General features: G+C 36.4%; 13 protein-coding genes and 1 riboswitch. Of the genes, 11 read left to right on the forward strand and 2 right to left on the reverse strand.

Features of this window, described 5'->3' with window-relative positions; all coding sequences use genetic code 11:
• Positions 1 to 50 precede the first annotated feature (50 nt).
• Both ICJ85_RS11555 and ICJ85_RS11560 read right to left on the reverse strand, forming a co-directional pair.
• On the reverse strand, positions 51 to 1,259 hold the full coding sequence (locus ICJ85_RS11555; protein ID WP_188223949.1) for a DUF2264 domain-containing protein: 1,209 nt from the start codon (positions 1,257 to 1,259) through the stop codon (positions 51 to 53).
• A gap of 3 nt (positions 1,260 to 1,262) precedes the next feature.
• Positions 1,263 to 2,465, reverse strand: a complete 1,203-nt coding sequence (locus tag ICJ85_RS11560; protein WP_194420846.1) for a glycoside hydrolase family 88 protein — start codon at positions 2,463 to 2,465, stop codon at positions 1,263 to 1,265.
• Positions 2,466 to 2,615: 150 nt separating this feature from the next.
• Between ICJ85_RS11560 and ICJ85_RS11565 the strand changes: the two genes are divergently transcribed.
• The 11 genes from ICJ85_RS11565 (at position 2,616) to cysM (ending at position 12,751) form a co-directional block, all read left to right on the forward strand.
• Positions 2,616 to 3,032, forward strand: a complete 417-nt coding sequence (locus ICJ85_RS11565; RefSeq protein WP_188223950.1) for an RrF2 family transcriptional regulator — start codon at positions 2,616 to 2,618, stop codon at positions 3,030 to 3,032.
• Between the two features lie 166 nt (positions 3,033 to 3,198).
• Complete coding sequence (locus ICJ85_RS11570) at positions 3,199 to 3,462, forward strand: DUF2061 domain-containing protein (RefSeq protein WP_188223951.1); 264 nt, start codon at positions 3,199 to 3,201, stop codon at positions 3,460 to 3,462.
• An 8-nt stretch (positions 3,463 to 3,470) separates the two neighbouring features.
• On the forward strand, positions 3,471 to 4,091 hold the full coding sequence (locus ICJ85_RS11575) for a phosphoadenosine phosphosulfate reductase domain-containing protein (RefSeq protein ID WP_188223952.1): 621 nt from the start codon (positions 3,471 to 3,473) through the stop codon (positions 4,089 to 4,091).
• Positions 4,092 to 4,112: 21 nt separating this feature from the next.
• Complete coding sequence (gene cysD, locus ICJ85_RS11580; RefSeq protein ID WP_188223953.1) at positions 4,113 to 5,018, forward strand: sulfate adenylyltransferase subunit CysD; 906 nt, start codon at positions 4,113 to 4,115, stop codon at positions 5,016 to 5,018.
• 92 nt (positions 5,019 to 5,110) lie between these two features.
• The gene (locus ICJ85_RS11585; protein WP_188223954.1) at positions 5,111 to 6,358 is read left to right on the forward strand and encodes a sulfate adenylyltransferase subunit 1; all 1,248 of its coding nucleotides are present in this window, start codon (positions 5,111 to 5,113) and stop codon (positions 6,356 to 6,358) included.
• A gap of 44 nt (positions 6,359 to 6,402) precedes the next feature.
• Positions 6,403 to 8,496 (forward strand): HEPN domain-containing protein, encoded by a 2,094-nt coding sequence (locus ICJ85_RS11590; RefSeq protein WP_188223955.1) that lies wholly within the window; start codon positions 6,403 to 6,405, stop codon positions 8,494 to 8,496.
• A gap of 22 nt (positions 8,497 to 8,518) precedes the next feature.
• Positions 8,519 to 9,283: a uroporphyrinogen-III C-methyltransferase gene (gene cobA, locus ICJ85_RS11595; RefSeq protein WP_188223956.1), complete on the forward strand. Its 765-nt coding sequence runs from the start codon at positions 8,519 to 8,521 to the stop codon at positions 9,281 to 9,283.
• 9 nt (positions 9,284 to 9,292) lie between these two features.
• A complete protein-coding gene (locus tag ICJ85_RS11600) occupies positions 9,293 to 9,871 on the forward strand; it encodes a precorrin-2 dehydrogenase/sirohydrochlorin ferrochelatase family protein (RefSeq protein ID WP_188223957.1) in 579 nt (192 codons plus the stop codon).
• Positions 9,872 to 9,889: 18 nt separating this feature from the next.
• Positions 9,890 to 10,942 carry an NAD(P)/FAD-dependent oxidoreductase gene (locus ICJ85_RS11605; RefSeq protein ID WP_188223958.1) on the forward strand — a complete coding sequence of 351 codons (1,053 nt, stop codon included), beginning with the start codon at positions 9,890 to 9,892 and terminating at the stop codon, positions 10,940 to 10,942.
• 161 nt (positions 10,943 to 11,103) lie between these two features.
• A complete protein-coding gene (gene epsC / locus ICJ85_RS11610) occupies positions 11,104 to 11,874 on the forward strand; it encodes a serine O-acetyltransferase EpsC (protein WP_188223959.1) in 771 nt (256 codons plus the stop codon).
• Positions 11,861 to 12,751: a cysteine synthase CysM gene (cysM, locus tag ICJ85_RS11615; protein WP_188223960.1), complete on the forward strand. Its 891-nt coding sequence runs from the start codon at positions 11,861 to 11,863 to the stop codon at positions 12,749 to 12,751. Before epsC ends, cysM begins: the two co-directional genes overlap by 14 nt.
• Positions 12,752 to 12,839: 88 nt before the next feature.
• Positions 12,840 to 12,966, forward strand: a riboswitch (SAM riboswitch).
• The last annotated feature ends 12 nt before the right edge of the window (positions 12,967 to 12,978 follow it).

Raw genomic sequence — 12,978 nt, forward strand, 5'->3', positions numbered from 1 at the left:
AAAAAAGCGTTACTTTTTACGGTAACGCTTTTTTTATTTGATATTAAAATTTAATTCTGATAGGCATCTCGAACGACTGAATCGTCCCCACCCCAGATTTTAACCATGGTCCATGGTTCGGATTTTGAGGTCCAGAACGAATGGCTTTCAGGTAACCCTAAAGGAAGAAACCCTAAAGAGGTTAGGTATAGACTTCCTGTGTTTATGTATGGCTCAGCCATTTTTGGCTGATGACCAACAACACCTAATTGTAACCATCCTTTTTTATCGTAAGTGCCTTTGGCTTGTAGCACACGTTTTAAAACAGCAGTTAAAGCAGATCGAACCTGACCTTCAGATAAATCTTTAGGTAATTGTTCTAAAAGTGCTATTTGGGCAAGAGATTGAAAACTTCCGAATCTGTAAACTGATGATCTTCCAACAACAGGATAAGTGCCTTCAGGTGAAACTTGGCGTTCTAAAATTTTAGAATAGCGTTGCGCTCTTTTAATAACGTCGTCGTATAATCTTTTGTAAGGATGATTGGCTTCTTTAATGGTTGTAACCACATCAATAAGCATCGGGTGAATAACGAATGAGTTGTAATAATCCCAGTGGTAATATTTTCCATCAGAATACAAACCGTCACCAACATACCATTCCATGTGTTTGTTTAAAGCATATTCAATGCGTAAGTAGTCGGCTTCATCTGTAAATTTTACAAAAAAGGCTTCAACTGTTGCTGCAAATAGCAACCAGTTATTATAGGGGACATTTTTAATGGTTCTCGATTTTTTAAAGGCATCGATAACCATTTGTTTAGTATCATCAGAAAGTGGTTCCCATAATTGCTTAGGTGCTCTTAAAAACCCTTGAGCAAGGAATGCGGCATCTACCAACGGTTGTGCACCTTTATCAAAGTTTAAGTAGTCTTTAGATTTTGGGTTAACAGCATTGTGAATGGCTTTTTGTGCTAACTCAATATATGTTTCACGAAGTTTACCTTCTTTGGTGTTGCTTGGCCCTAATTCTAACCAAGGAGCAATCCCTGCCATAAGTCTTCCGAAGGCTTCCAAACCAGCAAATTTACTACGGTCGCCATAGTCAAAGCTGCTTTGCTCAGTAGGCATGGTAGCCTTAAGTTTATCTTTTGCTAATGCGGTTAAGACGGGTTCAGACATTTTTGTTAATTCTTCAACCCAAAGTTCGCGGTCGGTTTGAGCTGAGGTAAGCTGAACAGATATTAAAAGAATTAATAGGGTGATTATGTGTTTTTTCATGTTTTATTTTAAAGTTTTATTTCTGTAAAGCGCTTCAAGGAAATAATAGTCAGCGTAATTTAATGGCACATCGATTTCCGAATTGTGAGGCAGACTTCCTACAGAATGTTTTAATAAGAAGCCATTGTTGGTTTGTGATTCAGCGAAGTAATCTGGACTACTTAAAGAGTTAATGATACTATTGGCAAAACTCTTATAAGTCTTACGTTCTTTTTTATCTAAGAACGTGCATAATTCGTATAAAGCAGAAGCTGTAATCGCTGCCGCTGAAGCATCACGAGGTGTGTCGCTGTTTACAGGAGCATTGTAATCCCAATACGGAATGTTGTCTTTTGGTAAATTCGGGTGATTTTTAATGTAATCGGCAATATGTAGCGCTTGTTCTAAATATTTAGGGTCTTTAGTTGCTCTGTAACACATAGTAAAACCATAAAGTCCCCAGGCTTGACCACGTGCCCAAGACGAATCGTCAGCATAACCTTGGTGTGTTTTTTTAGCTAATACTTCGCCCGTTTCGGTATTGTAATTTAATACATGGTAAGAAGAATAATCGTCTCTGAAATGATTTTTCATTGTAGCATTAGCATGAGAAACTGCAATATTATAAAAGGTAGAGTCTCCTGAAATTTTAGTGGCATGGAACAGTAATTCCAGATTCATCATATTATCAACAATTACCGGGCAGTTCCATTTTTTACTTGCGTTCCACGACTGAATAATGCCTGCTTTGGGGTGAAAACGCGTAGCTAAAGATTTAGCTGTTTGCACAATCACATCATCATAAGCTTTTGAAGGTGATTTTTTAAGGGCATTACCATAGCTGCATTCTATCATAAACCCGATATCGTGATTTTCTCTCCAGTGTTGAACACTATCTAACCGCTCTGTATATTCTGTAGCAAGGCTTTCCCATTTAGAATCGTTGGTTAAAAGGTTTAAATACCAAAGCGAGCCAGGGTAGAATCCACTAGTCCAATCGTAAATACCAGTTAAACCTGTTTCTCCATTTTTTTTGATGGATCTGGGCATCATGCGTTTGGTGTTCAGTTTGTCATAAATGCTTTTGCTTAAAAAAGTATATTGTTCGGCACAGGCATTAACAACTTTGTTATTTGACTTAGGAGGTTGCCTGTCACTGTTATTGTAACTTTGAAAAAGTAAGATGCAGGATAAAAGTGCTATTGACTTTAAAATGTTTTTAATCATGTTTTAGAAATAGTTTTTTTCGAGGTTTCTAAAGTATGAAATTATATTAAAATGAGTAAGTGTGTTCGATAACAATTATTCTAATAAATTTAGTTTTGGCAATTTTTGGCCATGTTTATTAGATTTTAATTAATTAACTATATTTACACCATGTTATCTAAGAAAACAAAATACGGGTTAAAGGCGCTTACATTTATTGCGAGGCAAGAAGGTGATGTGCCTGTGCAGGTAGGGGAAATTGCTAAGGGAGAGCAAATCCCGCAGAAATTCTTGGAAAGCATTCTTCTAACCTTAAGGAAAGCCGGTGTTTTAGGGTCTAAAAAAGGAAAACACGGCGGATATTATTTAAGGAACGAACCTTCTGAAATTAACATGGCCGACGTAATGCGTGTGCTGGAAGGTCCAATTGCTATGGTGCCATGTGTGAGTTTAAACTTCTACGAAAAATGCGACGATTGTGTTAATGAAGCACAATGTAGCGTGCATAAACTCATGATTCAAGTAAGAGATAGTAATCTTAATGTCTTTAAGAACACCACTTTAGCCGATTTGTCTTTCTCCGGTTAGCTAATAATTTTTAAAAAATCACAAAACTTTAAGAGATATTTTTCAGTTAAACTGATAAAAATTTACATTATTCGAAAAAGTTGAGTAATGTGCTTTGTCATGTTAAATAATGTTTTACTTTTGTAATTCCTATTAAATCTATAGGGTTAATGTAAATAGTAAAAAAATGATTGAGCAAGTATTAACAAATTCAAGTCAGAAAGAAAAAACTACCTATAAAACAGATGCGGCTTCAGAAAAGCCAATTAGGAGTGTGGTTAAGTCTTTAAGCTGGAGAACTGTAGGTACTCTGGATACTATTTTAATCTCCTGGATTGTAACCGGAGAACTAACCTTGGCCTTTTCTATAGGCTCTATAGAACTGGTGACAAAAATGGTGCTTTACTTTTTTCATGAGCGCATTTGGAATTCTATTAAATGGGGAAAATAATTTGAATTATGATTACAGAAGATACATTACAGGAGTTAAATAAGTCATATAAAGAGGCATCGCCATCTGAAATTATCAAGAAAGCTTTAGAATTACATGAAAAAGCTGTCGTTACTACGAATTTCAGACCTTACGAAGCAGCTATTTTACATGCTGTGAAACAGGAAGCCTCATCTATTCCGGTGGTATGGTGCGATACCGGATACAATACGCCACAAACCTACAGACACGCCGAGCAGGTTATTAAAGATTTGGATTTAAACGTGTTTTTATACGTGCCAAAACAAACCACTGCCCATCGCGATGTCGTATTGGGGATACCAAGCGTCGATGCACCAGAACACGCATTATTCACAGAGCAAGTGAAGCTGGAACCTTTTAGACGTGCCATGGAAGAACACAAGCCAAAAGTTTGGTTTACAAATTTACGTCAGGGACAAACAGCTTTTAGAGATAGTATTGGTATATTTAGTGTGAGTAAAGATGGGGTTTTAAAAGTAAGTCCGTTCTATTATTGGTCTGACGCCGATTTAGATACTTATTTACAAGACCACAATTTGCCGAATGAATTTAAATATTTCGATCCAACTAAAGCATTGGCTAACCGAGAGTGTGGTTTACATGCTTAAGAAAAAAATTAAAAAATTACGATGAACAAAGACACGTCACATATCAATTCATTAGAAAACGAAGCGATATACATTATTAGAGAAGTAGCAGCCCAGTTTGAAAGACCAGTGTTGTTATTTTCAGGAGGAAAAGATTCTATAACCTTGGTAAGATTGGCTGTTAAGGCCTTTTATCCAGCAAAAGTACCTTTCCCTTTAATGCATATCGATACCGGGCATAATTTTCCGGAAACTATTGAATTTAGAGATCGTTTGGTTGAAGAATTAGGACTTGAACTTATTGTTAGAAATGTTCAGGATTCTATCGATGAAGGAAAAGTGAAAGAAGAAACAGGGCGTTACGCAAGTAGAAATCAACTGCAAACAACAACGCTTTTAGATGCTATTGAAGAATTTAAGTTCGATGCTTGTATTGGTGGCGCACGTCGCGATGAAGAAAAAGCGAGAGCTAAAGAACGTATTTTCTCTGTTCGTGACGATTTTGGTCAGTGGGATGAGAAAAACCAGCGTCCGGAATTATTCGATATGTTAAATGGTCAAATCGATTTAGGGCAAAACGTTCGTGTATTCCCAATTTCAAACTGGACGGAGTTAGATGTATGGTCTTATATTGAAGAAGAAGATATCGAGATTCCATCTATCTATTTTGCTCATAAACGTAAAGTATTCTTAAGAGATGGTATGATTTGGTCTGCAGAGGATGAAGTGGTTTACAGAGATGATCATGAAGAAGTAATTGAAGAATTAGTGCGTTTTAGAACCGTGGGAGATATGAGTTGTACGGCTGCGGTATTATCAGAAGCGACAACCATTTCAAAAGTAGTTGAAGAAATTCGCGAGAGTACCATTTCAGAGCGTGGAGCGCGTATTGATGACAAGCGTTCAGAGGCTGCGATGGAAAAACGTAAGCAACAGGGGTATTTCTAAAACCAATTTTTTACCCACAACTACAAAAACTTTTTAAAACGAATTAAAAATTAAGCTAATGGTTCAGACTATTAGTAACAGCATAAAAATTTATGGAAGTATTAAAAATAGCAACAGCAGGAAGTGTAGATGACGGAAAAAGTACGTTAATAGGTCGTATTCTTTACGATACAAAATCATTAACTACTGATAAGTTAGAAGCTATAGAAAAAACAAGTAAACAACGCGGTTATGATTACTTAGATTTCTCGTTAGCAACCGATGGTTTAGTGGCAGAAAGGGAACAGGGGATTACTATTGATGTAGCGCATATCTATTTTTCAACAAAAAAGAAAAGCTACATTATTGCCGATACACCAGGTCATGTGGAGTATACACGAAACATGGTTACGGGAGCGTCAACATCACAGGCTTCTATTATTTTAATCGATGCAAGAAAAGGGGTTATCGAACAAACCAACCGTCACTTCTTTATTAATAATTTATTACGAATTAAAGATATTGTTGTTGCTATTAACAAAATGGATTTGGTTGATTATTCAGAAGAAGTTTACAATAAAATTAAAGCAGACTTTGAAGCTTTAATGAGTAAACGAGATTATCAAGATCAAAAAATCACCTTTATTCCGGTAAGTGCTTTAAAAGGAGATAACGTGGTTCATAAATCAGAAGAGATGCCTTGGTATAAGGGAGAAGCGTTGTTAGAGCATTTAGAGCAATTAAATAAGGCGGATATTTATAATGTAGGTACACCGCGTTTCCCTGTGCAGTATGTAATTCGTCCAAAAACTGATGAGTTCCACGATTTCAGAGGCTATGCAGGAAAAGTATATGGAGGTAATTTAAGTGTTGGAGATGAGGTTATGGTATTACCATCTAAAACCAGATCGAAAATAAAAGACATTTACTTTTATAACGAAAAGTATGAAACAGCGTCAAGACGTTCATCAGTAACTATTACATTGGAAGATGATATTAATGTAAGTCGTGGTGATATGATTGTTAAAGAAAACGATCTGCCAACTATCGATAAGCAGTTTACAGCTAACGTATGTTGGATGGATGCGACGACCTTGACACCAGGAACCAAGTATGTGGTTCAACATGGCGTTAATAAGGTGTTAGCTAAAGTAGATCGCATCAATCATAAAATACATCCAGATTATTCTGGAATTGAAAAAGATGTTACTGAATTGAAAGTAAACGATATTGCTTCGGTAACCTTCAAATTAAACAAACCAATTTTTTACGATCAATTTAAAAATCACAGAACAAACGGTTCGTTCATTTTAATTGATTCGCAATCTAACAATACTGTTGGGGCAGGGTTTATTCAATAAAAAAATAAAAATTCTTTCTTAACAGAAAGGTCAGGTATGAAGTTATGCAAAGTTTTAGAACAGAAATAGAGAATCCAGTTGTAGAAAAGGATATTATTGAGTTAGCGAAAAAGATTGAGCTGTTCAATAATGGAAATATAGATGAAGAGAAATTCAGGAGTCTTCGTTTAGCTCGTGGTGTTTACGGTCAGCGTCAGGAAGGCGTTCAAATGATTCGTATTAAATTACCTTACGGAAAAGTAAAGAGCAACCAGTTACGAAGAATCTCTGATGTAAGTGACGAGTATTCTCGTGGACGTTTACATATTACAACGCGTCAGGATATACAGATTCACTACGTAGATTTGAATAGAACGCCTGAGCTTTGGGCAGAACTTGAAAAAGATGATGTGACGTTAAGAGAGGCTTGTGGTAATACGGTGCGTAACGTAACGGCAAGTGAAACTGCAGGTATCGATGTAAACGAACCTTTCGATGTGTCGCCTTATGCCGATGCATTATATAAGTTCTTTTTACGTAACCCAATTTGTCAGGAAATGGGCCGTAAGTTTAAAGTATCGTTTTCATCAACCGATGAAGATACAGGATTAGCTTACATGCACGATTTAGGTTTTATTGCGAAAGTTGAAAATGGTGTTCGCGGATTTAAAGTGATGATTGGTGGTGGACTTGGGTCACAACCACGTCATGCCGATGTACTTTATGATTTTCTTCCGAGTGATAAAATCATCCCAACAATGGAAGGTGTTTTAAGAATTTTCGACCGCTATGGCGAGCGTAAAAGCCGTGCCAAAGCGCGTATGAAATTTTTAATTAAAGACATTGGGCTAGATGCTTTCAAGGCTTTAGTTGAAGAAGAACAAAAAGCGATTGAATTTAAAACGGTTGCGATTGATGCTGATGCTTACGAAGCTTCGGTACCAGTTTCTGTTGAAGCGCCAAAGGTTGAAATAAAAGACGAACAAGAATACCAGACATGGGTAGCGACAAACCTTATTCCTCAAAAGCAGCAAGGCTATGTGGCGATTGGAATAAAAGTACTTTTAGGTGATTTTTATACAGATAAAGCGCGTTTGTTAGCCGATTTAGTGGATCAGTATGCCGCTGGAGAAATTCGTTTAACCCTACGTCAAAACATTGTAATCCCTTTTGTTAAAGAAGAACTAGTGCCGTTTTTTTATACCGAATTAGAAAAATTAGGTTTTGTAGAAGTTGGTTACAATAAAGCAGTAGATATCACAGCGTGTCCGGGAACCGATACCTGTAATTTAGGTATTGCGAGTAGTACAGGAATTGCGGACGAGTTAGAGCGCGTTATTAAAGCTGAATATCCACAATATGTAAACAACGAAGATGTTGTGATTAAGATTAGTGGTTGTATGAATGCCTGTGGTCAGCATAATATGGCTAATATTGGATTCCAGGGAATGTCTGTTCGTACGCCAGATAAATTAGTAGCACCAGCCTTACAGGTATTGTTAGGTGGTGGTAATTTAGGAGACGGAAACGGGGTGTTTGCAGATAAGGTGGTAAAAGTGCCAAGTCGTAGAGGACCTGAGGCATTACGTCGAATTTTAAATGATTTTGAGGCAAATTCCAACGGAAAATCGTTTATTGGATATTATAAAGCCACAGGAGATCGTTATTTTTATGATTTATTAAATGATCTTCAGGATGTTACCAATTTAACCCCAGAAGATTTTATTGATTGGGGTAATGAAGAAAAGTATGAAAAGGAGATTGGTATTGGAGAGTGTGCAGGTGTTGTTATCGATTTAGTGGCAACCTTGTTCTTAGAAAGTGAAGAAAAAATTGAAAATGCACAGGAATCTTTAAAAGATAAAGTGTATTCAAGTGCTATTTATCACGCCTATAGTTCTTTGGTTAACTCAGCGAAAGCTATTTTATTAGCCGAAAACAAAAAAACAAACACACATGCAGGCATCATTAGTGATTTCGATAAGTTGTTTGTTGAAACTGGTAAATTAGATTTAGGAGCTTCATTCTCTGATATCATCTATCAAATTAATAAATTTGCTCCTACAGAGGAGTTTGCTGTAAGGTATATTGCTGAAGCAAATCAGTTTTTAGATAAAGTGAGAGCTTTTAGAGAAGCTGATAAAAGTGTAGTAGCCTAATAGCTATTTAAAAAATAGAGCTATGAGTGAAATAACCCCAAAATTAACAGTTGTAGGTGCCGGACCTGGAGATGTAGAGTTAATTACATTAAAAGCCATTAAAGCCATTGAAGCTGCTAATGTGATTCTTTACGATGCGCTAATAAATGAAGAACTTTTAAAATATGCTTCAGCAGATGCTGAGTTGATTTTTGTGGGTAAACGAAAAGGATGTTATGCTTTTCAACAAGAACAAATCAACGAGTTAATTGTTGCTAAGGCGAAAGAAAAAGGTCATGTAGTGCGATTAAAAGGAGGTGATCCGTTTATTTTTGGTCGCGGTGCAGAAGAAATAGATTATGTAAGAGGTTTTGGATTGGAAACGTTTGTAGTGCCAGGAATTACATCGGCTATTGCAGTGCCAGCGTATCAAGGTATTCCGTTAACAAAGCGCGGGTCTTCTGAAAGTTTTTGGGTGATTACTGCGACTACTAAAAACCATAGTTTATCAACCGATGTGCCTTTGGCGGCGAAGTCAACAGCAACAGTTGTTATCCTAATGGGAATGCATAAACTGGCTGAAATTGTTGAAATTTTTAAATCAGAAGGAAAGCAGGATACGCCAATGGCAATCATTCAAAATGGTACAAGAGCAGATGAAAATGTGGGCATTGGAACCGTTAACACCATTGAAGCTATCGTAGCAGAAAAACAATTAGCCTCGCCGGCAATTATTGTTATTGGCGATGTGGTTGAAAACCGTGTTGAATTATCTTCTGTTAGTGAAGAAGTAAATAAATTGGTTTAGTTTTAAAATATGGAAAGGAATAATTTATATCCTATTTTTTTAAAGACAAGCCAGTTAAATGTACTCATCGTAGGAGGGGGAAATGTTGCTGAAGAAAAATTAGGATTTCTATTAAAATCAAGTCCAGATGCGAATGTTACCATAGTGTCGCCAATGTTTAGGGAAGGCACGCTGGCTTTAGCAGAAAAAGGAAATGTAAAATTAATAGAGTCGAAGTATAAAAAGCGTTTTTTAAAAGGACATCATATTGTTATTGCAACTACCGATGTGCCTGAAGTTAATGTGAAAGTACATAAGCATTGTCGTAAGCGAAGTATATTAATAAACGTTGCTGATAATCCACCATATTGCGATTTTTATATGGGCGGAATCGTCACGAAAGGTAACGTAAAAGTAGCGATTTCAACAAACGGGAAATCGCCAACAACAGCCAAACGATTGCGTCAGTTTTTTGAGGATGTTATTCCTGAAAACGTAGACGATTTGGTGAAAAATTTAAATGAATATAGAAAAACAATAAAAGGGGATTTCGAACATAAAGTGGAAACGCTAAACGAATTTACCAAAGGATTAATTGAAAAAAGATAGTTATTAAAAAGTCATAAAATGATTAAAACAGACATACTTATAATAGGTGCGGGACCAACTGGATTATTTACAGTTTTTGAGGCAGGATTGTTGAAACTTAAATGTCATTTAATTGATGCGTTAGCTCAACCTGGCGGACAGTGTTCAGAGATATACCCTAAAAAGCCAATTTATGATATTCCTGGGTTTCCAGAAGTATTGGCTGGTGATTTAACAAAAAATTTGTTAGAGCAAGGAAAACAATTCGAACCTGGATTCACTTTAGGCGAGCGTGCTGAAACTATTGAAAAACAAGAAGACGGTTCATTTATTGTAACAACTAATAAAGGTACAAAACACCATGCGCCAGTAGTTGCTATAGCAGGAGGGTTAGGGTCTTTTGAACCAAGAAAGCCAGCTATTGAAGGTTTAGAAAATTATGAAGATAAGGGTGTGGAGTACATGATTAAAGATCCTGAAGTGTACCGTAACAAACGTGTTGTGATTTCAGGTGGTGGAGATTCTGCTTTAGATTGGAGTATTTTCCTTGCCGATGTTGCTTCAGAAGTAACCTTAATTCATAGAAGAAATGAGTTTAGAGGTGCATTAGATTCTGTTGAAAAAGTAGGGGAGTTAAAACTTTTAGGAAAAATAAACTTAATTACACCAGCTGAAGTAACGGGGTTACATGGTGATGGTAAAATAGAAGCTGTAACTGTAACTAAAGATGGTGAAGAATCTCGTATCGAAACCGATCATTTTATTCCTTTATTCGGGTTATCACCAAAATTAGGTCCGATTGGAAATTGGGGATTAGAAATTGAGAAAAATGCTATTAAAGTAGATAACTCAAGAAATTACCAAACCAATATTGACGGTATTTTTGCTATTGGTGATGTTAATACTTATCCGGAAAAATTAAAATTAATTCTTTGTGGATTCCACGAAGCAACATTAATGTGTCAGGCGGCCTATCGCATCATCAACCCAGGTAAAAAATATGTGTTAAAATATACAACCGTAAGTGGTATTGATGGATTCGACGGGTCTCGTAAAGAAGCACCAAAGGCAGTTGTGCAGTCTATTCAATAAGATAATGTAATTTTGATTGGAGTGTAAACTTCATGAAATTATATCGACCATAACTGTATACTTTAATTTTTTAAGATGCAATTCATATAGTTAAGACGTTCAAAATAAAGAGAATCGATTAATTATGCGAATTGCATCTTAGCGTTAAAATCCATAAACTAATGAAACCGTGTAAAGAGTTAAACGATAAGTTGGTTAATAAGAAATATAATGTTCGTCTAAAGGATGTTGTAGAGAGTTTTACTAAAAACTTATTTTATTATTTGTTCGACGCTCATGATGATGAGTTAGAATGTCTTAAAACAACATTTTTAGAAATCGCTTGTAACTTTCAGATAGATAACGGTGAGGCTGTTTGGAATGAATTTCAAACTAAATTTCCAACCATCAAACAAAAACTGGAATTAGATGCGGTGGCTGTTGTAAATTTCGACCCGGCAACTAAAAGCTTAGAAGAAGTCTATTTGGCTTGCCCTGGGTTTTATGCCATTTCTATTTATCGTTTAAGTCATGAATTGTACGTCCAGCAAGTGCCGATTATTCCAAGGATGATGAGTGAATATGTGCATGGCATTACCGGTATCGATATTCACCCTGGAGCGACCATAGGTGAATCTTTTTTCTTAGATCATGGTACAGGAATCGTTATTGGGGAAACCTCAATAATCAAAAATAACGTTAAGATTTTTCAAGGGGTGACCTTAGGGGGTATTCAGGTGAAAAAGAGCATGGAATCTACCAAGCGTCATCCAACTATAGAAGATAATGTGACTATTTACGCCAATGCAACAATCCTTGGAGGTGATATTTCAATCGGCGCAAACAGTACCATTGGCGCAAACGTTTGGATTACGCAATCTGTTCCAGAAAATTCATTAGTAACCTATCAAACCGAAATAAAAATCAGACCCAAAAAGAATGGCATTCGTTAAAGGTATTTTAAATCATATAGGAAACACACCACTTGTTGAGGCAAGTCATTTGGTAGGAAAAGAAGGCGTAAAACTGTATTTAAAACTTGAAGGCGATAATCCGGGAGGCAGTGTTAAAGATCGTGCGGCTTTCAATATGATTAATGAAGCCTTAAAACGAAGTGATATTAAACCAGGTGGCACTTTAGTTGAAGCTACAAGTGGAAATACAGGTATTGCTTTGGCGTTGATTGCGAATTTATTCGGGTTGAACATGATTTTAATAATGCCTGAAAATTCGACTGAAGAACGTGTGAAAACCATGCGTGCTTACGGAGCAGAAGTAATTTTAACACCCGCCGATGTTGGTATTGAAGGGTCTCGTGATTTAGCATTTAAACTGCGTGACGAAAAAGGCTATGTGTTATTAAATCAGTTTGAAAATAACGATAACTGGAAAGCACATTACAAAACTACAGGGCCTGAAATCTGGAAAGATACCAATGGAGAAGTAACACATTTCGTGTCGGCTATGGGAACAACAGGGACCATTATGGGGGTGTCAACGTTTTTAAAAGAACAAAATAAAGACATAACTATTGTAGGTGCGCAACCTGAAGATGGTGCTAAAATTCCTGGAATTAGAAAATGGCCGGAAGAATATGTGCCAAAATTTTTCGACCGATCTAAAGTCGATATAGTTGTCGATGTAAGTGAAGAAAATGCAAAAAACACAACCAAAAGACTGGCTAAAGAAGCAGGTGTTTTTGCAGGAATGAGTAGTGGCGGGGCCGTGTATTGTGCTTTAGAGATAGCTAAGACCATCGATAAAGGTGTTATTGTGGCCATTATTTGCGATCGTGGTGACCGATATTTGTCTTCCTCCTTATTCGAATAACGGGAACTTTTTATTTTTCCTCATTTCATGAGGATAAAAAAAATATATATAGTATTTTTGCAGCCCTAGTTCATAAACTTAATAATTAATGTTATCAAGAAAGGTAGAGGGAATAGACCCGTTGAAGCCTTGGCAACCCTTTATCTTTTAAAGAAGGTGCTACGTTCTACTGCTCGTCCTGAATTTATTTCAGGAACTAATCAGAAAGATAACGGAAAGTCTTTTTA

This window comes from Aestuariibaculum marinum, from assembly GCF_014596975.1.
GTDB classification, from domain to species: Bacteria; Bacteroidota; Bacteroidia; order Flavobacteriales; family Flavobacteriaceae; genus Aestuariibaculum; species Aestuariibaculum marinum.